This is a genomic window from Wandonia haliotis, assembly GCF_039523435.1.
GTDB classification, from domain to species: Bacteria; Bacteroidota; Bacteroidia; order Flavobacteriales_D; family Crocinitomicaceae; genus Wandonia; species Wandonia haliotis.
Map to the genome: position 1 here is coordinate 75937 of NZ_BAAAFH010000003.1, position 23465 is coordinate 99401.

Consider the following 23465-nt stretch of genomic DNA (forward strand, 5'->3'; position numbering starts at 1 on the left):
ACTAATAAAAATCTTTATAGAATTTTAAATAACCATCCAGGTTTTTGTTGCCTATAAGTTTTACAAAATTATCATTCGTAATCAAAAATATCTGTCTGTCCTGTAAATCCCCAATATGTTTTTTCGTACGCAGGAAAGAAGTCAGGTATTTATTTCCTTTAGATTCATTCTCGAATTCGCGAACCATAAGGAAAGGGCGGTTTTCATCGAATTGTGACAATTGGACTTTCAATTTCTCTGAACTGAAAAACTCACGTCCGAAATTCGACACATTGGTCTTTGCTTCGTTTGTATTGTCGTCTTTCTCCAAAAGGATTATTACCATCAGCGGAGAAGAAGGGTTGTATTCAAATTCAGACTCGGTAGCACCAAAGTCGGCAATGATATCTTCTGAATATCCGTTTTTAATAATATCAATCATTAGTTGTGCTCTCTCCGCCTCAGGTGTACCCGGGAAGGACTCTATAACGAGTTCAAAAGCAGGAATTGTTTCTTCTTTCTCCCGGGTTAGCGCTGCCTGTGACATTGCCGACAGCAACATATAGCCCGATCGGTAAGCATTCGCCGGGTCATTCTCAATAATGGAATTCGCTCTGATTTTAACAATGGAATACATTCCCTGGCCAAAACGATCGACCACCTTCAGGTAATCATCCATGTCCAGTTTTTCCCGTTCCTTTTTCTTTATAAAGAAATTCGGATCACGGATAAAATTAGCGTAATCACTATTCGGATAATTATTCAGGATGTAGTTTTTATGCTCACTTACTTTCGCTTCATCCTTGCCCTGGTATAATTGATAGAGTTGGAAAGAAGAAAGTAAAATGTGTTTATCTTCAATCTTTCTTGAAATAATGTCTTCGTATTGCTCAATTGCCAGCTGGTCTTCTTCCAGTTCACCCTGATAAATTCGCCCTGCTTTGTATTTAGCTTCCAGCATCTCTTCCTGAAGAGCCGCTATAGAACTATCACCCTCAGGAATTCCGGCAAGTAATGTTTCAACTGCAAACGGATCTACAGGCTCTGTCTCTTCAGCAAGGCTGTCTGCCAACTCACCTTCTTCGGAAGTTCCGTCACCCATATCAGCAATTGTCGGCATTTTATTACTTCTTCTCCAGTCATCTTCAAACGTTCTTTGTCCCCAAATACGCTTAAAGTCCTCAAAACCTTCGGTTCTTTGTTTCTGATTATAGAAGTACCATTTACCTCCTGAACCGCCCTGGTTAGGCCCTGAAGAAGATGCTTGCATTGCTTGTATTTCAGCCAATCGTCTTGCTTCTGCCTCCTGTCTGATGCGTTCTTCTTCTTCAAGCTGTTTCTTTACCTTTTCTACAAATGCCAGTCTTTGGTCCTCAGGCATCGCAGCAATACGCAACAAACTATCATTGTGTTCAGCTGTCTCAATGGAAACAACAAGATCTTTTAATCGCATTGCCCGGGTACGAACCAGGTCATAGTTTTTATAATCTTCGGAAACTACCTGAACACAACTATCATAATACTTTTGTGCTCTGATATAATCCCGCTGTCCAAAACGAATGTCCCCCATTCGTTCATAACTCGCTCCTTTTTGACGGTCATTACTTACCGAATAATAAACAGATTTTGTAAATTTTTGCATCGCCAGATCAATCTCTCCTCCGGACTGATCCATATCTCCCAATGCAAAATAAATCTGATCTTTGTATTCTGCATTTTTCGAATCGCGCAGCATTTTGTTCAATTCTTTCCGCAGTTTCTCCCGGTTTGCTCCGGAAGAAGCCATAGCGCGATTAAGGCGAGCAGAAAAGTGCATATTAAACTTGGCCGTTTTGCGCAATGTCATTGTATAGTTCTCAACTCCCTGCGAATTGTTTCCATTACGAACTGACAATTGTGCCAAAATGTAATGCATACGTGCTGCTTCTTTTCGGTTCTTACAAGTACGAACGACTTCTACCATCGCCTTCTCCGCTTCTGCAAGCTTACCGGTTTCAATGTACAGATCCGCTTTGGCTTTGTTAAATTCGTACTCAAAATCTTTTGGGAGCTTTAGCGGTTTCTCCTTCTTTCCTTTTTTCTTCTTGTTTTGTTTTCGGATGATCTTCGACGAACTCTTTTCAGAGGATTTTTTCTCTTCAAGTGCCGTTTTCACCTTTTCACTGTCTCTTTCAATTTCTTTCAACAGAAGTTCCGCTGAACGGTAGTCTTTTAACCGCACATGTGATTTAACAATCCAGATCTTCGCCGTAAATTTGCTCGGTTTATTTTTGAAAAACTTGGTAACATATTCAAACTGATCGATAGCATCCTGATATTCTCCTTTGATGTATTTCGATTTGCCAATTGTCAACCAAACACGATCAATCCACTTATTATACTCTTCCTTTTTAGAACGCCCCTCCATTGATGGCATACTATGCCGGCTGATCACATTAACGCACTTCGAAACAGCCGTGTCTAAAGCAGGTGTCATCCCAAGAGCACTCTCTTCATCCGGCAAAGGTTCAATCGGCAAAATTTCCGTAAAATCCTCTTCCCGGTTCACCAGGTACCCCCGCATGGCCTCATTAATCAGTTCATTTGCATTAAACCATCCGTTGTATTTTGTAGTCGTCTGGTGATAAAACCGATTAAGCGCAGCATCCTTCTCTGTAGAACAGGCAAGGACTAAAGCAACCAACAATACAGCTGAAAATATATGTAGTTTCAATCTTGTCATGAAAAATCAAGCAACACAATGTTGCTTAGATAACTTAATTTGAACAAAATTATTTTAATTTCTCAAACTCAGAACGCAATTTAAAAGAAAAGCGAATAAAAAAACCCGAAATCAACATTTGATTCCGGGTTTTCAATTCAACAATAAATTAATTACAATCCATGTTCAGTTTTGTCTCAAAGGAAACATCTATAACTTCCCAAAGCTTAGATACTCCATCCGCTCCAATATGCAAATCATGACAAATCTTATTCAACTCCTCCACTCCGTTTAGCGCTTCAAAAGCTGCCAAATCAACAGTAGCCATAAATTTGAAATCTCCCTCTACTAATGTGTATGTTCCTTCCACCACCTTCTCTCTATTGTTAATTGTCATAACAACTTCGGCCTTACCATCATCTTTTAGTGATTGAACTTTTCCTGTCAGTACAGATGTATTCTCAAGCACCCCGAAAAAGGAATTTTTAATTTTTTCGTCACGTTCCGGGTTTTGTGTATTAATCGTCGCAATTGGAATGGAAAAAGACAAACCTTCCAATAGTGCGATAGGGTCATTTAACACTTCTGCTCCCTCGATATTAACTTCGTTGAACGTACCACTTACAGGTGTTTTCTCCGTAAATTTATACGCCGTCCACGTCATTTTGGAATTTGCCGGGTTGTAGGTATAGTAACATTCTTTTATTACTTTCTCCTCTACTTTTTCTTCTTCAGGTTCTGTTGATCCTCCGCAAGATGAAAGAATTACGGCTGCAGCTCCAAGTACTAACCAATTTATTTTATTCATTTTTAAAAATTTTTGCAATTAATTCTGTCCGAAGTTACAATTTCCTGCTTTGAAATCATAACTATTTATCGCTAAGTTCCTCTTTATTTCCAGTGAAACACATGTTTACTCATCATCTGCTTCAACCCTGATTGTGTCTCTGAAAAAAAGACAAGCTGTGCTGGCATTTCCAACGAATCATAGGTAAGATCAAAAACCTGTTTTCGGATAAACTCTCCTTCCGACATCATTGAGTCAATACATCTGTCAAATCTACCTGTATTGTCGTACAAATAACTGCGTTTTACTCTATTCCCATAAAACAAAAAATATTCTTCATCCGGATAACCAACCGGGTGTCTTTTTTTCTCATGGATTGTTATCCAACCCAATCCTGGAGTGTTGATTAATCTTTTATGCCAGTCTTCCGGTGTGCCTAGCGAAACTACTGTTCCAAACGGAAATGTATCCTTCACCTGTTCCGATTGTATAAACCACTCCTCTCTTCTGTCTTCCGGATCCATCTTTTTAAGTTGTATAACAGAATCTGAAATAATCCGGAACCTATTTTCACTCAATCCCGCATATTCAATTGCAACAGCACCCAAACCAAACAATTGTTGTACAATATCACTGGATTTCTTTTTCTGATTTGTAATAACAGGTGCCAAAAAATAATTACCCGAATACCGGAATCTCCTTTTGTGAATACTCTTTCTGTTATACAACAATTCTTCATCCAGATACCGTAGGGCATTTCGATAATAGGTATAATCCAGATTGCGCTCCAGTCGATATCCCGGATCAAGATTTAACAGACTATGCACCAATACGGAACGAATAGCAAGGCTGTCTGTAGCTTTTGCTGTGATCAGGTTTGGATTATAATAATCCGGTTCTCCCGATAAAAAAACAAGCTTTTCAGGCATAAAAATCTGAAAATCAGAGGGTGCATTTACAGGTTCCGGCGAAATAATTTCCGGAACGGGGGAAGAACAGGCTGTAAGCACCAAAATGAAGATCAGAAATACTTTAAACATGAATTTCCATTTTAACAATAATACGAATTTTTTGATGTACTCTGCGAGGAATCCTATTGTCTCCTGCCTTCTCCCGAAAAACAACTGATAAAAATTAGTCCGAAAACCTGACAATCGTCATATTTTAAACTATATAGCAAATGTAATTTCGCAATATGATTCTTAATCATGATTTAATAGCGAAATACAACGTCCCCGGACCACGATACACTTCGTATCCCACGGTACCACACTGGGAAACAGCACCTACACAGGAGCAATGGAGGAAATCTGTTCGTACACGTTTCGAGGAAACCAATGATGAGCAGGGTATTAGTATATATATCCACCTTCCTTTCTGCGAAAGCTTGTGTACGTATTGCGGTTGTAACACCCGGATTACTGTAAATCACGGAGTTGAAGTACCCTACATGAATGCAATTCTTAAAGAATGGGAGTTGTATAAAGAAACGTTTGGTGGCACGCCAAAAATTAAGGAGCTTCACCTTGGGGGAGGAACTCCTACCTTTTTCTCACCTGAAAATCTCAAAATTCTGGTTGAGGGGATTCTTAAAGACAGCCTGATCGCTGACAATCATGAATTTAGTTTTGAAGGACATCCCCGCAACACAACTGCTGATCATCTACAAGTATTATATGATCTGGGATTCAGAAGATTAAGTCTTGGGATACAGGATTTCGATGAAAAAGTTCAGATTACCGTCAACCGGATTCAGCCGTTTTACATGGTAAAAGAAGTAGTGGATGTTGCCCGAAGAATCGGTTATAAGTCTATTAATTTCGATTTGATTTATGGTCTTCCTTTCCAAACACTGGAAAGTATCGAAAGAACATTTTCGCTTGTCAACCAACTTCGTCCTGAGCGAATTGCTTTTTACAGTTACGCTCATGTTCCCTGGGTTAAACCCGGACAACGCCGATTTACGGAAATGGACCTCCCTTCTGATTCGTATAAGCGTGCCCTTTATGAACTCGGAAAAGAGCTTCTTGAGAATGCCGGTTATATCGAAGTAGGAATGGATCACTTCTCACTTCCAGAAGACGATTTATATATTGCCCTGAAAGAGCACAGACTGCACCGCAATTTCATGGGGTACACTACTGACCACAATGAGCTGATGATTGGTCTTGGAGTATCCTCTATCAGTGACTCATGGGACATGTTTGCTCAAAACGTTAAGGTAGTGGAAGAGTATTATCGTATTCTTGAAGAAGGTGATTTACCAATATACCGGGGGCACGTATTAAATCCCGAAGACCTTCTGATCCGTCGAAAAATACTAAATTTGATGTGTCACTTCGAAACGGATGTTGCAGATTTGATGCGGTACGAGCTACAGTGGATTATGATCAGGAACAAGTTAACTCCTCTCATTAAAGACGAGTTGGCAGCGATCAACGGAACAACAGTTTATATTCTGGATGCCGGTCGCCCGTTTGTCAGAAACATCTGTATGGCTTTTGACTATCGCATATCTGATCCGCGAAGTATGACAAATGTTTTTAGTACAACGGTCTGACATCCCTTTTTTATGGAAAAGTGTTATCACTGCGGGGACGATTGCGGAAAATCTCCCCTGATTTTTGACGGAAAGCCTTTTTGCTGTTCCGGCTGTAAAACGGTCTACAGTATTCTTTCTGAAAACGGAATGGGCACTTACTATTCCATTGAATCGGCTCCGGGAATCAAACCAAAAGATGCCGGTGGTAAATACGCCTTTCTTGATAATGAAGATCTTACACGCGAACTGGTTAATTTCAAAGAAGGAAATTTAACTAATTTCACCGCTTTTTTACCTGAGATACATTGCAGCTCATGCATCTGGTTACTGGAAAACCTTCATAAGCTTCAACCTGGTGTAAAATCTTCTCAGGTTAATTTCACAAAAAAGGAGGCTACTATTACGTTTGATCATTCTGTTATTTCACTTCGAAAGATGGCTGAATTAATGGACGCAATTGGCTATCCTCCTGCTATCGGCAAACCCCAGGGACAAAAAAATAAGATCATCAACAATCATTTTATTATCCAGCTTGGAGTTGCCGGTTTTTGTTTTGGGAATATTATGCTGTTTTCCTTTCCCGAATACCTCAATGTGGATGATACCTTTGATGAATACCGCAATTTTTTTGCTTATCTGATCTTTGCGCTTTCACTTCCCATTCTGTTCTTTTCAGCAAAAGATTATTTGATCTCTGCATATAAAGCGTTGCGCATAAAAGTTCTGAATCTCGATGTACCAATCAGTTTGGGGATTCTCGTCCTGTACGCGAAAAGTACGTATGATATTTTTTCAGGACTCGGTCCGGGATATATGGATTCTTTTGCCGGTTTCATATTTTTTCTTCTGGTCGGTAAATGGTTTCAGAACAAAACCTATCAGGCACTTTCTTTTGATCGGGATTACACTTCCTATTTCCCGCTTGCTGTTACGCGATTTACAGCAGACAATAAAGAAGAAATTGTACAAATTGAAAAAATAAAACCTGGCGACGAGCTTCTGATTCATAATGAGGAAATTCTTCCTGCCGATGCCATTCTCTTGGATAGTGAGGCGAGGATGGATTATAGCTTTGTCACCGGAGAGTCCGACCAGATAAAAAAATCAGCGAATGCTGTTTTGTTTGCAGGCGGAAAGTTAATTGGTAAATCTGCCCGGGTAAAAGTCAAAGAACAGGTAAAGCGTAGTTATTTGACTGATTTGTGGAATAATGAAGTTTTTAAACGTGAAAAATCAGGTCTGTCGAAAATTCAGGACACTGTTTCACGTTACTTCCTTCTTGTACTGCTTATTATTACCTGTATCATTGCCGGTTTCTGGTTGTGGATTGATCCTTCTATGGTTGTCCCGGTTGTAACAGCAGTATTGATTGTAGCTTGTCCCTGTGCGTTGTCGCTCTCCTATCCTTTTACTTTTGGCAATATCCTGAGAGCCATCGGACGCAATGGTTTGTATTTAAAAAACACCCGGGTAATAGAAGACCTGGATGAAATTACGGATGTTGTATTTGACAAAACCGGAACACTAACCCTTGGTTCTTCAAAAGATGTAACGTATGAAGGAGAGCTACTAACTCCGGATCAACTTGCTTTAATTGATTTTGCAACGCGCAGTTCAACACACCCCATGAGTGTTGCTATCCGTTCTTATATTCAGCACAACTACGAATACGAACCTATTTCAGGGGAGTTTGAAGAACATGCCGGATTAGGTATTGCAGCAAGTACTTCTTTGAATCAATTGAAAATCGGATCTTATCGTTTTGTTGATACAGAAAAAATTGATGAGGAAACCACTTCCTTTATCCAATGGAACGGTTACATTATCGGGCGTTTTTACATTCGTCAGGTATTCCGACCGCACATCGAAAACCTCATCAGTACGTGGCAGAAAAAAGGGTATAAATTGCATGTTTTGACTGGCGATAATGAGCGCTCACGAGACTCCCTCGAAAAGCTTTTCTCAGAAAGTTCTCTCCTGAATTTTCATCAGAGTCCGCAAATGAAACTGGAATATATCCGTTCGCTACAGGAAAATGGAAAACGTGTACTTATGTTCGGTGATGGGCTTAACGATGCGGGAGCACTGAAACAAAGTGATGTCGGAATTGCCGTTTCAGACAACATCTACCAATTCTCACCTGCATGTGATGGTATTCTGGACGCTGGACATTTTTCTAAACTTCCCAATATCATGGAGTTGGCCGCATACGGAAAACAAGCGTTAAAAATCTGCTTTCTGTTTTCCCTGCTCTATAATATCATAGGACTTTCCTTTGCCGCTACCGGAATGCTTTCTCCATTAATAGCTGCAATACTTATGCCGCTCAGTTCGATTACCGTTGTTTTCCTGAGTTTTATTCTGGTAACATTACGAGCAAAAAGAACAGAGTTGTTATAGCAGAATTAATTCAATACTTCCAGTATTTCGACATCAAAAATCAGGACTGTATTCGGAGGCACAGTGCTGTTTCCGTTCGGACCATAGCCCAATGCCGAAGGAATAAGTAACACTCCGCTTCCCCCCTGTTTGAATTTTGGAATTCCTTCCGTCCACCCTTTAATAACATTCTGCAGATTGAAAGTAACTCCGGAAACTGAACTTTGATCAAACGTATTCCCATTGGTATAATACCCGATATAAGCAACAGTAACGTCACTTGTAGATGTCGGATTCGAACCGCTTCCCTGCTGGTTGACAATATAATATAACCCACTCGCAGTTGACTCAGCTGTTAGATCATTATCCGCCAAATATTTTTCTATAATCTCTTTGTCTTTTTTCAGTTGTTCTTCAGCATCAAACGTATCTTTTTTACATGCACCTGTCAACAACGCAACTATTGAAAATAAAAGAAGTGTTCTCATGTCTCTTTTTGTCAAAAATAGTAAAATCAACTTATTCTAATTAAACCTCCTTTCGAGGTATTCATATGCCAGATTGATCTCTGTAAAACGTTCATGCGCCATTTCCTGCTCTTCTTTAGACATTCGAACAAATCTATCCGGGTGAAAGCGACGTACCATTTTCCTGTACGCCTGTTTTATTTCTTCAAAATCGACTGCCGTATCCAGCCCCAAAACTAAAAGATTCTTTTCCACTTCGGATTGCCCCTCTTCTTTCGGAACCTGTCTTCTGGTCTTGTTATAATACCGTTCCCGAACGCCTATAATTACTTTAAGCTCCTCTTCGGAAAAAGAAATTTTGCTCGCAACCCTAAATAAATATTCCATCTCCGATGAATTGACCTGTTGATTATAATACCCAAGATCAACCAACAAGTCGATAAGCTGCGTTTTTTCATCCTGTGTAAAGCGTTTTCTGACAAATCTTAACACACCTCTGGTATCTATCCCCTTGCTTATATAATAGCGTATGGTCTGAACAATCTCTCTTCCCGACAAAGAACTTTTCTCCTTTCGCAAAAAATACTTTGTCATATAAATCCGCTTCTCTCTCAGATCGTCCCGGTCTCTAATCAACATTTGTACAGCAATCATAACCGACACCTTAAAACGGGTTCTTTTGGTTTTGAAAGGTCGAAAAACAAAATTTTTATAGGCTTTCCTCAGCTGATAAATAGCAATCCAAGTACCTATGAAAATAAGTGCAAACACATTTAAACCAGAAGAAAGAATCAAGTTATCTCCAGCTGCAGGTTCATCTGTCAATGCAAAAAAGGTATCAATAGCACTCATTCAGGTAACATATTCAATTAAACCTTCCTTCCAGGTATTCGTATGCCAGATTGATTTCCGTAAATCGTTCGTGTGCCATTTCCTGTTCCTCTTTTGACATTCGTGCAAACCGATCCGGATGAAAACGACGCACCATCTTTCTGTACGCCTGTTTTATTTCTTCAAAAGAAACTAGTTTCTCCAGTCCAAGAATGCGGAGTGAAGCTTGTATCCGCTCATCATCTCTAACAGGCGTCTTTCTTGATTGTTGTTTTTCATAACGTTGAAAACGAATAGATAAAATTGCCGTTACCTGTTGCCGGTCTACTTCCAGAATATCTGCTACACGATTAATCATTGCAATCTCCCGAGGATGCGCCTGATGATCATAAAAAGCTAAATCTGCCAGAAAGTCAATCACCTGAATCCGTTCTGCTTCCGGCATTTTCTTTTGCAACCACGCCAATGTTGATTCGAGTGAAACATCCAATTTCAACATGTTTCTCAAATTCTCAAGGGAATAATCCATATCATTAGCAAACCTGTTCTTAAGATAGGATCTGAAATAAGTTGTTTGTTCCTTATAGTCCGAGATATCTTTCTTCATCATGTGAATACCCAAAACCACATACGCATCAAACAAGTTAACTTGATTGTAAGCTAATCTTTTCGGAAAAATTCCTTTTTGCCACATTCGGGTAGTACTAAAAAACAAAAAATACAACCCTATTATTATTGGTACTAACAAGAAAAGCATCGCCCACAAATTAGGGCCTTCCTCCCCCTGAGAATAAACCACTTCACTAAAATTCATTTGCTGAATAAGCCGTTGAATAGAATCATACGTAATTGTTTGTGGTATGTCGCCGGAATCTATCACTCTTTACTTAGTTTATCCGGTTCAGATCTTCTATCAATGTTTTCCCGTCAATCAGGTGCATACATGTAGCAAAGGCACTTACTGTAACACCAATAATACCATGCAGGTTTATGCTTTGTCCCGTCAGAAAAAAGTTCGGAATTTTTGTTCGTGGATCAACCATTGTCGCCACCGGATTGTCGGCATTTTTCTGAATACCGTACATGCTACCTGTCAGATCACCAATGTAGTTCTTATACGTCAGGGGGGTTGAACTGTAAACCGATTCTATTTTCTCCCTGATTTCCGGGAACACAACCTCCAGTTCATCCAATACTCTTTCTTCACATCTTTTTTTAAAACGATAATACGAATCGGGACGTTCTCCCGGAAGCGCAACCGTATTAAAACTCGTTTCCCATGGTTTTACTTCCGCATAATCCATATAGGTTAGAACAGACGCCGCTTCGGCATAGTTGGAATCGGTATCCGGCACTGTCATAGAAACCATTAACGTACAGGGCCAGGATTCATCAACCTTACCTTTTGCTTTCCACACCCCCTCCGGAGTTTTATGATGGTATATATTATAATTCAGATAAGGAAAACTTCCTGGTTTAAATTTTATATGCACAGAAAAAGCAGACTGCGTATCTGTCAGGGTAGTAATTCTACTGACAAATGCCTTTCGGAAGTTGGCTTCTCCTACAAGGCGGATACTTGCCTTCGGATGAAGACTGCTAATAAAGTCGAGGCCCTTTATTCTTCTACCGTCTGTCAAACAAACAGCAGCTACCCTTCCCTGTTCTATTTCACATTTCTCAACCTCTGCCCGCTTTAGTACTTCACCACCATTCTCCCGGATATTTTTCACAAGCAATTTGGCAATTTGGGAGCTTCCTTTCACACAACGGTGTGCACTTCTAATGTACCCGTCAACGACCAGTGCATGTACATAAAAGGGTGTTATTTCAGCGTTTGCACCGTATAACAAGCTATTTCCTGTTAACACCTCTCTGAGACGTTTATTACTAATCGTTTTTTCTAACATTTCCTGTAGAGAAGTCGTGAAGAAATCGCTAGAAAAATAGTCGGCCTGATCGTACCTGAGATTATACAATGGAAAAGCAGAACAAACGTCCTGAATCAAGCGACAATAGCCCTCAATTTCTGCTTTGCTCTCCGGAAAAACAGTTGTCAGTTGCTTTGAGAAATTATCATACCCTTGTGCTATCGGGTAGAATTTATCTTCGTTTCCAAAATGAATCCGATCTGCTGCATCTACATCCATACGAACAAGATTTAACCCCTCTCGAATTCCCAAAAATTTAAAAAACCGATCCAGATTGTTTCCTTTCGCAAGCGCTCCTATATAGTGAACACCTGTATCAAAGATTACCTTGTCACGGCTAAACACTTGTAAATTCCCTCCTATCTGGTGGTTTTTTTCAAGTACAACCACCCGTTTCCCATAACGCGAAAGCAATGCTCCACAGATCAATCCACCAAGCCCCCCTCCAATTACAACAACATCATATTCTGCTTCTCTACTCATTTTTGTTTTGAAGAATAAAGAGGTGATTAGATGTTGTTTTAGAGTGGGAAACCATCTCTAACTGTAACCTGTGCTTCTCCGCAAAGTCCTTCATAAATGTACTGGTAAAAAAGTGGAGGTCTCCCACCGTTTTATTGAACCTGACAATCTGTGTCGACAACACTTCGGTTCGCTCTGTATTTTTATGATGGTCCGGATCATCTGCAATACCATCTCTGACAAATAAAATACCGTTTTCATTGAGCCCCTTCAAACAGTTCTCCAGTACCTGAACCTGCTTTTCTTGCGGCATATAGTGTAAAACATCCATCAGGAAAATAGCGTCTGCATTTTCCGGATATACAGTTTCAATAGCAGCACAGGAAAAATGAATCGAATCATCTTTCAGATAACAGTTAGCAGCAATTTCTATTTTTTCTTCATCGTAATCATAACCATGAATGGTTCTTCCGGTGTCTGCTACTTTCAGGTAATAACTCAGAAAGCCCAATCCGCAACCTAAATCATATATGTTTTTTCGGTCATCGATCATTTCGTGATACAACTGATAGTTTGCTTTTTCAAGGCGGTATTTGATTCGGAAATACCATTCAATAGATGGTGTTTTGTAAAGATAATTCAATACTAAAACCTGCCGGATGTATCTTTCGTTTTTTCGCTCCTGTTGCAGACGCTTATATTCTTCCTTAAAATAACGACTGATTTTTTTCGTTTTTTCTGCATAAGTGGTTCCAAAACTTGTATCATCATAAGCGATTCTTGGAAGAGCCTTGACAGTGATCTCCCCATTCTTCAATAGAAAGTCCGACTTGGACATAGCAAAGTGGAATCCGTGCAATACAATCGGTTGAATGTCCAGTTTAAGCTCTTCCGCCAGATAAAAAGCACCTTTGTGAAATCTACCAATGTCTTCACTTCTGCTGCGTGTTCCTTCCGGAAAAATCATGATGGAATACCCATCATCAACCAATTGTCGGATGCGGGGCATCATATTTTCATACCCGTCCGAAGCCGGCAGGTAATCCGCATAACGCACTGCTGCTCCGAAAAAAGGAGAGTTATAGACCCATTTGTTGGTCATAATAATCACACGATGATCCAACATGATCATTACCAGAATATCTACAAATGACTGATGATTAGCAATAATCACTGCCGGTTTTTTATAATCCAGAAGGTCCCGGTTAATGATTTTTTTACGCAGGTTTACCATGACATACACCTGCGCCCAGGTAAACGCCTGCAGGATTCTGTGCATGGTTTTCTTCAGTCCTTTTTGCCCAAAAGGAATTATCTTAAAAATCAGGAGTGCGCCATAAATAATAACACAACCAGAAAGAAAAAACGAAAAAGCAAATACAGAAATGAAAAAACCCGACAGTGTTAACGGCGCTTTCCCTTTCTCTGTTCGTCCCGAAATGAAAAAATCAAATAGTATGGGCTGAACGACAAGGGAGATAAATAGAATAGAAATCAATCCGACAATACTGATTAAACCGATACTATGTATTGCCGGGTGTTCTGCCAGAACAAGTACACCCGTACCAACAATTGTTGTAATAGCTGAAAGGATGATTCCTGTTCGGAAAGAAGCCATACTGTTACTTCCTGTTCGAAACTTATTCAGCTTTCCTTCTGTAACAAAAATAGCAAAGTCATCTCCCAGTCCAAAAATAAAGGTAGTCACCACCACATTCACCAGGTTAAACTTAATGTCCATCCACCCGGCAAACCCAAGAATCCACAACCAACTTAGAATCATTGGGAGGTAAGTAATTAACGTCAGCTCAATCCGACCGAAATTAATCAGCAATACAACAAATACGATTAAAGAAGATACATATAGGATGTAATTGAAATCAGACTCTACAGCCTCTACCATCTTCGACGCCAGGTCCGATCGGTCTAAAACAACAAAATCATTGTCTGATCGCAAGGAGTTCTTAACCTCTTCCAGGTTTTCCCGCGAAGCAGTTATCACCGTTAATACAGTCGCTTCATCATTTTTTGAACTGACCAGCTTATCAAACAACTCTCCCGTAATCACAAAATCCTTTGGATCTATATCTTCCGGACGTTGTTCAATACGTTCCTTAAACTCGTTAAAGGCAATCTCCGAATATCCTGCTTCATCTGAAAAAACATCTAGTAATTCATATAGGTTTTCCTTGACCGGACTCCAATACCCCAACCATTCCTGCCACTTTCGTTCTTTTTGCTTTTCTGAAAAAAGATAGGAAGAAACACTCAAAAAACTACGAATCTCCCCCCTGTTCTCTGCTTTTATTAATTCTTTTGCCAGTTTTTCATTCTTTACAAGAGCTCCATCCAGATCAGCATCCCGAACTGCAACAAAAAGCCGTTTATCCTCTTTTGCCAGAAACCCGGTATGACGGGATTCTGCTTCACGAATTTCCTCCGGATAAAAATTCAGGGCATCCAAATCCCCTTCAAAACGCACTCGCGAAATTCCGGAAACCGCAATTATGGTCAGAACTACAGTTATTGCAATTCCCCATTTCCCTGAAATCTTTCTGCCCTTGAGAAAAGAACGTTCTTTTTTGCTTTTGGATTTTTCCTGTGCAAACTTCTCCACCCACTTGTCTGTCAACACAATCGGCAAAACAGACAACACTCCCAGTAAGGTTCCTACCAGGGAAAGTGCTGCGAAAAGTCCAAAATCATTGAGAATAGCCGAATTGGTAAACAAAAGAGCCCCGAAAGCTAATACCGTAGTGAGACAACCTATTACCAGTGGGTGAGACACCTCCAATATAGTCTCACGTACTGATCCCGTATGTTTAAGATGTGTAAAAAAGTGAAAAGAATAATCCATTATAATCCCAATCACCACTGCACCTGCCCCCAGTGCCAGGCCGGTCACTTCCGGTTTAAAATATCCCATCAGACCAAGACTGACAAGCAACCCGATCACTCCGGGGGTAAGGAAATAAAAAGGAATTGACCACTTGCGATAATACGAAAACAGCAAGAAGAAAATGATCAGTAAAGAAACAACTAATGTTAGCGTTGTATCCTTTTTCACTTGTCGGGCATTTGCCAGAGCTATTCTTGAAGGCGTAAAGTAATCAATTGTCAACCCCGATTGTTCTGACCTAGCATGTAACCAGCTCTCCATTTCCTCCAACACGGTTAACTTTTCAGGAGAAGTCAGAAAATCATTACTTAGTTTTCCTTTCAGGATGATTGTTGTATCCGCTAACGCATAACTGCCTTCTATTACTTCAATGCCCCCCTGAGAAGAACGCTTTCTGAACGCTGACAAAACAGGCGGGACCAGTCCCAACGGATCCTTAAAGAGGTATTTTTTAAAGAAGAATCCTTCGGGTGTATATAAACGATCATGATTCTCCTGCAATATAGCAGTGACTGTATCTCTATCAATCCAGGCCAGTTCACCCGTGTCTTTCAAATACGGTAACTGTTCATACACCAGGTCGTACAATTCACTGACATCAGGAGCTTCGTGCGTTAATTCCGTCAAATACCCCGGAAACTGTTGCAAAAGATCGTTGGAAACAGACTCTGCAACACGTTGCAGACTATCAAAATCAACTTCATCCGATGCAATTGAGATCAGCAGATCCTGATTTAACCCTTTGTTATTTAACAGGTCCGAATACTCCGCAAAGACTTCACCCCCATCGACAGACTTGGTGATATCCTGTAAAATCGTAAGCTTCACTATTCCATTCACTAGAACCGATGTGAACAGTACTGAAAGCAGGATAAAAAGCCACTTTCTAGACTTCCAGAACTTATACCATTTCACAAAAACTTTCCCCATGAATCTGCTTCAATACGACAAATGCCCGATTTCTATCTATCAATGGGGCAAAGTTAATTTTTTTATCTAATTTTGGCCTTTGTATTTTTGGGAGTCTTGTGACTATAGAATTGTGGAATTGAATCGTATAAAATGAGTCTTAATTTAACCGACTTAAAGTCATTTATTGATAAAAATCAACCGGTAACTTTAACTGAAAATCAGTTAAAGAATGTCCATGAATCATACGCTTTCTTAAAAGAATTTGCATCCAATAAAGTAATATACGGAATCAATACGGGGTTTGGTCCGATGGCTCAGTACAAGATCAGTGAAGAACACCTGAACCAGTTACAATACAACCTCATACGCAGTCACTCCAACGGAACCGGAAAAGCACTTTCTGAAAAACAGGTAAGAGCCGTAATGCTTTGCCGGTTAAACTCACTTTCTTTAGGAAAATCCGGGATCAGTCCGGGGGTTGTAGAGAAAATCACTGAATTTCTAAATGCAGATATCTATCCTGAAATTTTTGAGCATGGTGGTGTTGGAGCGAGCGGAGACCTTGTTCAGCTGGCTCACCTTGCTTTAGGATTGATTGGTGAGGGATATTCCTATCACAAAGGAGAACGTTTAAAGACCGCTGAATTACTTGCTCAAAAAGGAATAACACCTCTTGAATTACAACTTCGTGACGGACTTGCCATTATTAATGGTACTTCCTGTATGACCGGGGTGGGTGTTCTCAACTATTTTAATAGCAAGAATCTGTTGCATTTGTCGATCATTGCTTCTTCCATGTTGAATGAGATTATTTCGTCCTACGACGATTCTTTTTCACTGGAACTTAATGCAGCTAAAATGCATGCCGGACAGCAGAAGGTTGCAGCAGAAATGCGTGCAGCAGTATCAGGAAGTAAATTGATTCGAAAAAGAGAAGATTTTCTTTTCTCTGATACGGAGGAAAGCCGACAGAATATTTTCCGTGAAAAAGTTCAGGAATATTACAGTATCCGATGTGTTCCTCAAATTTTAGGCCCGGTTTGGGATACACTGGAAACTTCAAGAACTATTCTTGAGCAGGAAATTAATTCGGCAAATGACAACCCTATTGTTGATCTGGAAACACAAAACGTGTATCACGGAGGGAATTTCCATGGTGACTACATTTCACTGGAAATGGATAAGATGAAAATCGTTGTTACGAAATTAACCATGTTGGCAGAACGTCAGCTGAATTATATGATGAATGCTAAAATGAACGAAAAATTCCCACCGTTCCTTAATAAACAAACCTTAGGTTTGAATTTCGGTCTTCAGGGAATGCAGTTCACAGCAACATCCACAACAGCCGAAAATCAAACACTTGCCAACCCGGTTTATGTACATTCTATTACCAATAACAACGATAATCAGGATTTGGTTTCGATGGGTATGAACTCAGCAATACTGGCAGAGCGTGTAATAGAAAATGCTTATCAGGTTATGGCTATTGAGTTCATTGCAATCTGTCAGGCGGTAGATATTCTTGAGGTGGCACAGAATTTGTCAGAAACATCACAAAAATGGTATTCGGAGATTCGCAACCTGGTTCCTGTTTGTGAATCTGATGTACCTCAATTTGAACAAATTAATAAGCTGATCGGTTTTCTTAAAAGCCGAGTTTAATTTTTGATATCAGTTATGAAGTGTGCGCTAGTTACAGGAGGATCACGAGGAATAGGAAGGGCAATTGCCATTACCCTTGCTAAAGACCACGGTTATCATATTTTGGTGAATTATGCCAGCAATGCCGCAGCGGCAGAAGAAACCGTTACAACCATTCAAAACAATGGAGGCTCAGCTGAAGCTCTGGGATTCAGAGTAGAAAATTTTGAAGAAGTAACTACTGTTTTGGGAACATGGTTGGAAAAGAACCCGGAAAGCACCATTGAAACCATTGTGAATAATGCGGGCATCACACGTGATAATCTTTTACTGATGATGACCGAGAAAGATTGGGACGATGTGGTGGATACATCTCTCAAAGGAATGTACAATGTTACAAAAACGTTGATACAGCCATTACTTCGCAACCGATACGGAAGAATTGTTAACGTCGTTTCTCTGTCGGGATTAAAAGGGAACCCCGGTCAAATGAATTATTCTGCCGCTAAAGGAGGAATGATTGCGGCTACTAAAGCATTGGCACAGGAAGTTGCTAAAAGAAAAATCACAGTTAATGCGGTTGCTCCCGGTTTTATTGCAACCGACATGACTTCAGAGCTGCCTGTTGACCAACTAAAGCAAATGGTTCCCGCTAATCGATTCGGGGAGGTACAGGAGGTCGCTGATCTGGTGAGTTTTCTTGTTTCTCCAAAAGCTTCATACATTACCGGAGAGGTTATCAACATTAACGGTGGTTTGTATTCTTAATATATGAGAAGAGTCGTAATAACCGGAATTGGAATCTATTCTTGTCTAGGAAAAAACCTTGACGAGGTACGTGATTCTCTTTTTAAAGGGAAAAGCGGAATTATACTCAGCCAGGAACGTAAAGAGTTTGGTTACCGATCAGGGTTAACGGGGCATGTCGAAGAACCAGACCTGAAAAACTACCTTTCCCGTCGCCAGCGGCTGGGTATGGCTGAGCAGGTAAAATATGCATACCTGGCAACTCTCGAAGCATTGGAGCAGGCTAAAATTGATCAGGATTACATCGATGCCAACGAAGTAGGTATTCTGTATGGAAATGATTCGTGTGTACAACCTGTAATAGAAGCTATTGATACAATTCGCGAGAAAAAAGATACAACGCTTGTAGGTTCAGGGTCTATTTTTCAGTCCATGAATTGTACAACAACCATGAATCTTTCAACGATTTTCCGTCTGAAAGGAGTCAACTTTACCATCAGTGCTGCCTGTGCATCAGGTTCTCACTCTATTGGAATGGGATACTTTCTTATTCAGCAGGGATGGCAGGACACGATTATATGCGGAGGAGCACAGGAACTAAATGTATACTCATTCGGAAACTTTGACGGACTGGGTGCTTTTTCGATTCACGAAAGTGATCCGGCAAGCGCATCTCGTCCCTTTGATCGTGATCGCGACGGGTTGATTCCCAGCGGTGGTGGAGCAACCGTAATTCTGGAGTCATACGAATCGGCAGTAAAGAGAGGTGCTCCGATATTAGCAGAAGTGGTCGGATACGGGTTTTCATCAAACGGAGAGCACATCAGCAATCCCAATAAAGACGGACAAATTCGTTCACTGGAAATGGCTTTACGCCAGGGCAATCTTACTCCAAAGGATATTGATTACATCAATGCTCACGCAACGTCAACTCAGGTGGGAGATTATTTCGAAGCTCAGGCCCTTGGAGAAACATTCGATGGTTGTAATACCCCGGTTAGTTCGACAAAGTCCATGACCGGTCATGAGTGTTGGATGGCAGGGGCAAGTGAAATTGTTTATTCACTATTGATGATGCAAAATGATTTTATCGCGCCAAATATTAACTTTGCAAACCCCGATGAAGCATCGGAAAAATTAAATATTATTGCAGAAACCAAAGAGCAGAAGCTGGATACAATCCTTTCTAATTCTTTTGGTTTCGGAGGAACAAACTCTACACTAATTATAAAAAGATTTAAGCCATGACAGAACCAGAAATCGTTGAACGGGTAAACAGCTTTCTTGCAGAAGAATTTGAGGTGGATGCATCTGTTATCACGCCTGCAGGTTCGCTTAAAGAAACGCTTGACCTGGATAGTCTGGACTACGTTGATCTGGTAGTAGTCATTGAAAGTAACTTCGGCTTTAAAGTGAAAGGTGAAGACTTCGTGGGAATCAAAACATTCCAGGATTTCTATAACTACGTCTCTGCTAAGTTGAACAATAACTAATGTCATCGTGGGAAGGAAAAAGTAAGGGTTCAATACTCGGCTACCGGATTTTTGTCTGGTCGCTGAAAATTTTTGGTATCCGATCCGCTTATGCACTCCTTGTCCCGGTCACATACTTCTACTACCTGTTTTCCAAACGAGCCTCCAGTGCTCTTCGGGAATTTTATCAAAACATGTATCAGGATAACAAGAGTCACACTAAACTGATTCGCAAGACCTTTTTGGTTTTTGGAAGGACACTTGTTGATCGCGTTGCTCTAGGTATGGGTATGTATGAAAAATATAAATTCAAATCTACTGGAAGAGAATACATGCGGGAATCATATGAACAGGGAAACGGAAGTCTGTTGATCAGCGCTCACCTAGGAAACTGGGAAATAGCGGGAAACCTGCTCGAACAGTTAGAGATGCCTGTAAATGTTGTTATGTTGGATGCGGAGAACGAACAACTTAAATCCTATCTTCAGCAACAAAACAAACAGGCTACATTCACCGTTATTCCTATTAAGAACGACATGTCCCACCTGTTAGCCATACGCATTGCTTTACAAAAAGGAGAAATTGTTTGTATACATGGTGATCGGTTTGTTCCGGGTGCGCGTACAATGACAGCTGACTTTTTTGGAAAAGAGGCTCATTTCCCGCAGGGACCCTTTCAGGTGGCAGCAAAGTTCAAAGTACCCTATCATATTGTATTTGCCTTAAAAGATGGTAAGTACGGGTATAAATTTTTCTCTACACCTGCCCGCATATCGAATGATCCGAACAAGATTGTAGGTGATTTTGTGGAAGAACTGGAAAAACAAGTCTTATCCCATCCCGAACAATGGTTTAATTTTTATAACTTCTACGCTCAAGCTTAAAAATTATGACATTAATCGCACGAAATTCGATAGAAAAGCTGGTACCGCAACGCGAACCTATACTAATGGTTCACGAGCTTATCAGTCAGGAAGAAAAGAAAACAGTCAGTCGTTTTCACATTGCTGCGGACAATTTGTTTGTAGAAAACGGACAGCTTCAAGCTCCCGGGTTAATAGAAAATATTGCACAAACGGCAGCAGCACGAGCCGGATATGTATCTTTTTCCACAAATGAACCTCCAAAAATTGGTTTTATCGGAGCGATTTCAAAGCTAATTGTTCATGAGCTCCCTCAGGTGGAAGAGGAAATTGAAACGACTGTGGAAGAAATCAGCAGTTTTATGAATGTGTCCGTCATCAAAGGCAGTAGCGTACGCAATGGTCGCGTACTGGCAGAATGTGAAATGAAAATTTTTATCCAGGAAGATGTCTAAAATGCATAAACGGGAAGTGATAAGTCTGGAAATTGAAGGTGATATCCGATTCAGTGAGGTAGACTCCATGAATGTGGTCTGGCACGGAAATTATCTGAAATATTTCGAGGATGCCCGTGAAGCTTTTGGTATTCACTACGGAATGGCATACATAGATATTTATAACAGCGGATTTCTTACTCCTATTGTGAAAAGTGAAATTGAACATAAGTTTCCCCTGAAATATGGCGATAAATTCCGCACAAAAATAGCACTGGTAAAAACGATTGCCGCTAAAATAGTTTACGAATATGAAATACTGAATGTAACGACTGGTAAGATTAGTGCTGTTGGAAAAACAATTCAGGTTTTTATTGATAACCAGGGAGAACTTCAATTGGTGAGTCCCCGATTTTATAAAGAATGGTTCAACCGGATTCAATGGGAGAAAGAATGATTTATATAGGTGCTGGTAATATCTACAGCCCACTGGGTAAGTCCCTCAGTGAAAACTGGGAGAATCTGCTTGCGGGGAAAACAGCAATCCGACCTTATTCTTCCTTGAAACCTGAAGATCCACCTCTTTATCTCTCCCGGTTTGAAGAAAAAGGAAACTTTTACACCCGAATTTTTGACTGTATTGACACGACTCTTCTTTCGCTTGTGGGTCAAGAACCTGACTGGTCGAAAACCGTACTTATTTTTTCAAGTACAAAAGCAGATATAGAACAGTTAGAGTCCAGAAATATTGAACAATCATTGTTGGATTACACCTGTACTAAACTTCAGGAGAAATATCCTGCCAAAACTGCGATTACTGTATCCAACGCCTGTATTTCAGGTATTACAGCCCTTTTGTTAGCACACGATCTGATAAAAACAGGACAATATGAAAATGCCCTTGTCGTAGCCGCAGATAATTGTTCCACATTTGTCTCGGAAGGGTTCAAATCGTTTTATGCCATTGCTTCGGACTTCTGTAAACCGTACGATACCAACCGACAAGGCATTAATCTTGGAGAGGGTGTTGCTTCTGCATTTGTCAGCTCAGATCGTAATATATTTACGAATACACCCACGGCACTTTTAGGAGGAGCTTCTGCAAATGATGCCAACCATATTTCGGGACCAAGTCGTACGGGAGAAGGTTTGTTCAGAGCGACAAAACGTGCATTGGAATATGCCGGAAAGTCACCTGAACAAATTGATTACATCTCTGCACATGGTACAGCAACCCGCTATAACGATGACATGGAATCTATGGCGATTGACCGCCTGAACCTGAATGAGGTTCCCGTAAACAGTCTTAAAGGTTATTTTGGACATACTTTAGGTGCTGCAGGATTAATAGAAACACTTGTTACCATAGAACAAATGAATACGAATCTGATTCTCGGAACAAAAGGATTGGAAAACCCGGGAACAGTAAAACCCATTAACGTATTCCCAGATACTATTGAAAAGCATCTTAATACTGTTCTCAAAAGCGGATCCGGTTTCGGGGGATGCAATGCAGCAATCGTATTGGAAAAATTAAAATGATGGAGAGCCAACCCACATATTGCCGGATAACCGATGACCTTTGCAGTAGTAACGGACAAAAAATCCACAATACCCAAAAACTGCCAGCTCAGCAATGGTTTCGTTTTCTCTTTGACCATTTGGAACTGGAGTATCCTAAGTTTCATAAAATGGATGGTTTGTCCAAACTTGGCGTCCTTGGAGTAGAGTTTTTAAAAACAGTCGAATCACTTCCGACGGAAACAGATGAAATAGCGGTTGTATTTGTGAACAAACACTCCAGCCTTGACGCTGACCTTTCCCATCAGGAACAAATAGAAAAAGGAAGCGCCAGTCCGGCTATGTTTGTATATACCTTACCCAATATTGTGTTGGGTGAAATTGCTATTCGTAATAAATGGTATGGAGAACAACAGTTTTTCATAAAAAACGAATGGCCCCATGAATTGATACACGAGTATATTGTAACTATATTTGAACTGAACAAAGCCAACCGCATTATCATAGGTTATGTCGATTATTTCCAGGAAAAAACGGATGGTAAATGGGTCATTCTGACTCAGGATCAGTTCAACAATGAAAAAATACGCGAAGAAATAAACACTTTTTTTGATAAATAATTTTCCATGGAAGCATTAAAGGAAACCTTAAAACAACAGATTATTGAGCACCTGAACCTGGAAGAGCTGACAATAGCAGACTTCCCGGATGACGAACCGCTTTTCGGAGAGAATATCGGTCTTGATTCTATTGATTCTCTTGAATTGATTGTACTTCTTGAAAACGAATACGGTGCCAAATTATCCAGTCCTGAAGAAGGAAAGCAAGTATTTCATTCTGTGAATTCGCTGGCTGAGTTCATCTCCTCGCACCGCACTAAATAAACCTACAGGA

General features: G+C 40.3%; 20 protein-coding genes. 12 read left to right on the forward strand and 8 right to left on the reverse strand.

The window, feature by feature from the left end; translation table 11 throughout:
* Position 1 precedes the first annotated feature (1 nt).
* The 3 genes from porW to ABDZ97_RS00870 all read right to left on the reverse strand — a co-directional run bounded on the left by porW (position 2) and on the right by ABDZ97_RS00870 (position 4507).
* A complete protein-coding gene (gene porW / locus ABDZ97_RS00860) occupies positions 2–2692 on the reverse strand; it encodes a type IX secretion system periplasmic lipoprotein PorW/SprE (RefSeq protein WP_343784107.1) in 2691 nt (896 codons plus the stop codon).
* A 157-nt stretch (positions 2693–2849) separates the two neighbouring features.
* Positions 2850–3488: a YceI family protein gene (locus ABDZ97_RS00865; RefSeq protein ID WP_343784109.1), complete on the reverse strand. Its 639-nt coding sequence runs from the start codon at positions 3486–3488 to the stop codon at positions 2850–2852.
* Between the two features lie 83 nt (positions 3489–3571).
* Entirely contained in the window at positions 3572–4507 is a 936-nt protein-coding gene (locus tag ABDZ97_RS00870) for a hypothetical protein (RefSeq protein WP_343784111.1), read from the reverse strand.
* Positions 4508–4662: 155 nt separating this feature from the next.
* Between ABDZ97_RS00870 and hemN the strand changes: the two genes are divergently transcribed.
* On the forward strand, positions 4663–6027 hold the full coding sequence (hemN, locus tag ABDZ97_RS00875) for an oxygen-independent coproporphyrinogen III oxidase (RefSeq protein WP_343784113.1): 1365 nt from the start codon (positions 4663–4665) through the stop codon (positions 6025–6027).
* 12 nt (positions 6028–6039) lie between these two features.
* Positions 6040–8409 carry a heavy metal translocating P-type ATPase gene (locus ABDZ97_RS00880; RefSeq protein ID WP_343784115.1) on the forward strand — a complete coding sequence of 790 codons (2370 nt, stop codon included), beginning with the start codon at positions 6040–6042 and terminating at the stop codon, positions 8407–8409.
* Positions 8410–8414: 5 nt separating this feature from the next.
* Here ABDZ97_RS00880 and ABDZ97_RS00885 read toward each other — a convergent pair whose 3' ends face one another.
* The 5 genes from ABDZ97_RS00885 to ABDZ97_RS00905 are packed head-to-tail and all read right to left on the reverse strand — an operon-like array spanning position 8415 to position 15818.
* Positions 8415–8876, reverse strand: coding sequence for an FKBP-type peptidyl-prolyl cis-trans isomerase (locus ABDZ97_RS00885; RefSeq protein WP_343784117.1), 462 nt, complete (start codon positions 8874–8876; stop codon positions 8415–8417).
* A gap of 36 nt (positions 8877–8912) precedes the next feature.
* On the reverse strand, positions 8913–9707 hold the full coding sequence (locus tag ABDZ97_RS00890; protein ID WP_343784119.1) for a J domain-containing protein: 795 nt from the start codon (positions 9705–9707) through the stop codon (positions 8913–8915).
* Between the two features lie 13 nt (positions 9708–9720).
* Positions 9721–10566, reverse strand: coding sequence for a DnaJ domain-containing protein (locus ABDZ97_RS00895; RefSeq protein ID WP_343784121.1), 846 nt, complete (start codon positions 10564–10566; stop codon positions 9721–9723).
* 7 nt (positions 10567–10573) lie between these two features.
* Positions 10574–12100 (reverse strand): phytoene desaturase family protein, encoded by a 1527-nt coding sequence (locus ABDZ97_RS00900; protein ID WP_343784123.1) that lies wholly within the window; start codon positions 12098–12100, stop codon positions 10574–10576.
* On the reverse strand, positions 12093–15818 hold the full coding sequence (locus tag ABDZ97_RS00905; protein ID WP_343784125.1) for a 1-acyl-sn-glycerol-3-phosphate acyltransferase: 3726 nt from the start codon (positions 15816–15818) through the stop codon (positions 12093–12095). Before ABDZ97_RS00905 ends, ABDZ97_RS00900 begins: the two co-directional genes overlap by 8 nt.
* 222 nt (positions 15819–16040) lie before the next feature.
* On the opposite strand from ABDZ97_RS00905, the gene flxA reads away from it, so the two are divergent.
* The 10 genes from flxA to ABDZ97_RS00955 are packed head-to-tail and all read left to right on the forward strand — an operon-like array spanning position 16041 to position 23455.
* A complete protein-coding gene (gene flxA, locus ABDZ97_RS00910; RefSeq protein WP_343784127.1) occupies positions 16041–17555 on the forward strand; it encodes a flexirubin biosynthesis tyrosine ammonia-lyase FlxA in 1515 nt (504 codons plus the stop codon).
* Between the two features lie 15 nt (positions 17556–17570).
* Positions 17571–18302, forward strand: coding sequence for a flexirubin biosynthesis SDR family reductase FlxB (gene flxB / locus ABDZ97_RS00915; RefSeq protein ID WP_343784129.1), 732 nt, complete (start codon positions 17571–17573; stop codon positions 18300–18302).
* Positions 18303–18305: 3 nt separating this feature from the next.
* A complete protein-coding gene (locus tag ABDZ97_RS00920) occupies positions 18306–19529 on the forward strand; it encodes a beta-ketoacyl-[acyl-carrier-protein] synthase family protein (protein ID WP_343784131.1) in 1224 nt (407 codons plus the stop codon).
* Positions 19526–19774 carry a phosphopantetheine-binding protein gene (locus tag ABDZ97_RS00925; protein ID WP_343784133.1) on the forward strand — a complete coding sequence of 83 codons (249 nt, stop codon included), beginning with the start codon at positions 19526–19528 and terminating at the stop codon, positions 19772–19774. The genes ABDZ97_RS00920 and ABDZ97_RS00925 overlap by 4 nt, the downstream gene beginning before the upstream one ends.
* Positions 19774–20637, forward strand: a complete 864-nt coding sequence (locus ABDZ97_RS00930) for a lysophospholipid acyltransferase family protein (protein WP_343784135.1) — start codon at positions 19774–19776, stop codon at positions 20635–20637. The genes ABDZ97_RS00925 and ABDZ97_RS00930 overlap by 1 nt, the downstream gene beginning before the upstream one ends.
* A 5-nt stretch (positions 20638–20642) precedes the next feature.
* The gene (locus ABDZ97_RS00935; protein ID WP_343784137.1) at positions 20643–21071 is read left to right on the forward strand and encodes a hotdog family protein; all 429 of its coding nucleotides are present in this window, start codon (positions 20643–20645) and stop codon (positions 21069–21071) included.
* A 1-nt stretch (position 21072) separates the two neighbouring features.
* Complete coding sequence (locus ABDZ97_RS00940) at positions 21073–21507, forward strand: acyl-CoA thioesterase (RefSeq protein WP_343784139.1); 435 nt, start codon at positions 21073–21075, stop codon at positions 21505–21507.
* Positions 21474–22592, forward strand: a complete 1119-nt coding sequence (locus tag ABDZ97_RS00945; RefSeq protein ID WP_343784141.1) for a beta-ketoacyl synthase N-terminal-like domain-containing protein — start codon at positions 21474–21476, stop codon at positions 22590–22592. Before ABDZ97_RS00940 ends, ABDZ97_RS00945 begins: the two co-directional genes overlap by 34 nt.
* Complete coding sequence (locus ABDZ97_RS00950; protein WP_343784143.1) at positions 22589–23191, forward strand: 3-oxoacyl-ACP synthase; 603 nt, start codon at positions 22589–22591, stop codon at positions 23189–23191. Before ABDZ97_RS00945 ends, ABDZ97_RS00950 begins: the two co-directional genes overlap by 4 nt.
* 6 nt (positions 23192–23197) lie before the next feature.
* Complete coding sequence (locus tag ABDZ97_RS00955; protein WP_343784145.1) at positions 23198–23455, forward strand: phosphopantetheine-binding protein; 258 nt, start codon at positions 23198–23200, stop codon at positions 23453–23455.
* Positions 23456–23465: the final 10 nt, after the last annotated feature.

Bases quoted from the DNA above. Each gene is read 5' to 3' on its own strand.
- flxB (WP_343784129.1), top strand. From the start codon at position 17,571: ATGAAGTGTGCGCTAGTTACAGGAGGATCACGAGGAATAGGAAGGGCA.
- ABDZ97_RS00900 (WP_343784123.1), bottom strand. From the start codon at position 12,100: ATGAGTAGAGAAGCAGAATATGATGTTGTTGTAATTGGAGGGGGGCTT.
- ABDZ97_RS00890 (WP_343784119.1), bottom strand. From the start codon at position 9,707: ATGAGTGCTATTGATACCTTTTTTGCATTGACAGATGAACCTGCAGCT.
- ABDZ97_RS00885 (WP_343784117.1), bottom strand. From the start codon at position 8,876: ATGAGAACACTTCTTTTATTTTCAATAGTTGCGTTGTTGACAGGTGCA.
- ABDZ97_RS00865 (WP_343784109.1), bottom strand. From the start codon at position 3,488: ATGAATAAAATAAATTGGTTAGTACTTGGAGCTGCAGCCGTAATTCTT.
- ABDZ97_RS00920 (WP_343784131.1), top strand. From the start codon at position 18,306: ATGAGAAGAGTCGTAATAACCGGAATTGGAATCTATTCTTGTCTAGGA.
- ABDZ97_RS00940 (WP_343784139.1), top strand. From the start codon at position 21,073: ATGCATAAACGGGAAGTGATAAGTCTGGAAATTGAAGGTGATATCCGA.
- ABDZ97_RS00950 (WP_343784143.1), top strand. From the start codon at position 22,589: ATGATGGAGAGCCAACCCACATATTGCCGGATAACCGATGACCTTTGC.
- ABDZ97_RS00955 (WP_343784145.1), top strand. From the start codon at position 23,198: ATGGAAGCATTAAAGGAAACCTTAAAACAACAGATTATTGAGCACCTG.
- ABDZ97_RS00870 (WP_343784111.1), bottom strand. From the start codon at position 4,507: ATGTTTAAAGTATTTCTGATCTTCATTTTGGTGCTTACAGCCTGTTCT.
- ABDZ97_RS00925 (WP_343784133.1), top strand. From the start codon at position 19,526: ATGACAGAACCAGAAATCGTTGAACGGGTAAACAGCTTTCTTGCAGAA.
- ABDZ97_RS00880 (WP_343784115.1), top strand. From the start codon at position 6,040: ATGGAAAAGTGTTATCACTGCGGGGACGATTGCGGAAAATCTCCCCTG.
- ABDZ97_RS00945 (WP_343784141.1), top strand. From the start codon at position 21,474: ATGGTTCAACCGGATTCAATGGGAGAAAGAATGATTTATATAGGTGCT.
- ABDZ97_RS00935 (WP_343784137.1), top strand. From the start codon at position 20,643: ATGACATTAATCGCACGAAATTCGATAGAAAAGCTGGTACCGCAACGC.
- flxA (WP_343784127.1), top strand. From the start codon at position 16,041: ATGAGTCTTAATTTAACCGACTTAAAGTCATTTATTGATAAAAATCAA.
- hemN (WP_343784113.1), top strand. From the start codon at position 4,663: ATGATTCTTAATCATGATTTAATAGCGAAATACAACGTCCCCGGACCA.
- ABDZ97_RS00930 (WP_343784135.1), top strand. From the start codon at position 19,774: ATGTCATCGTGGGAAGGAAAAAGTAAGGGTTCAATACTCGGCTACCGG.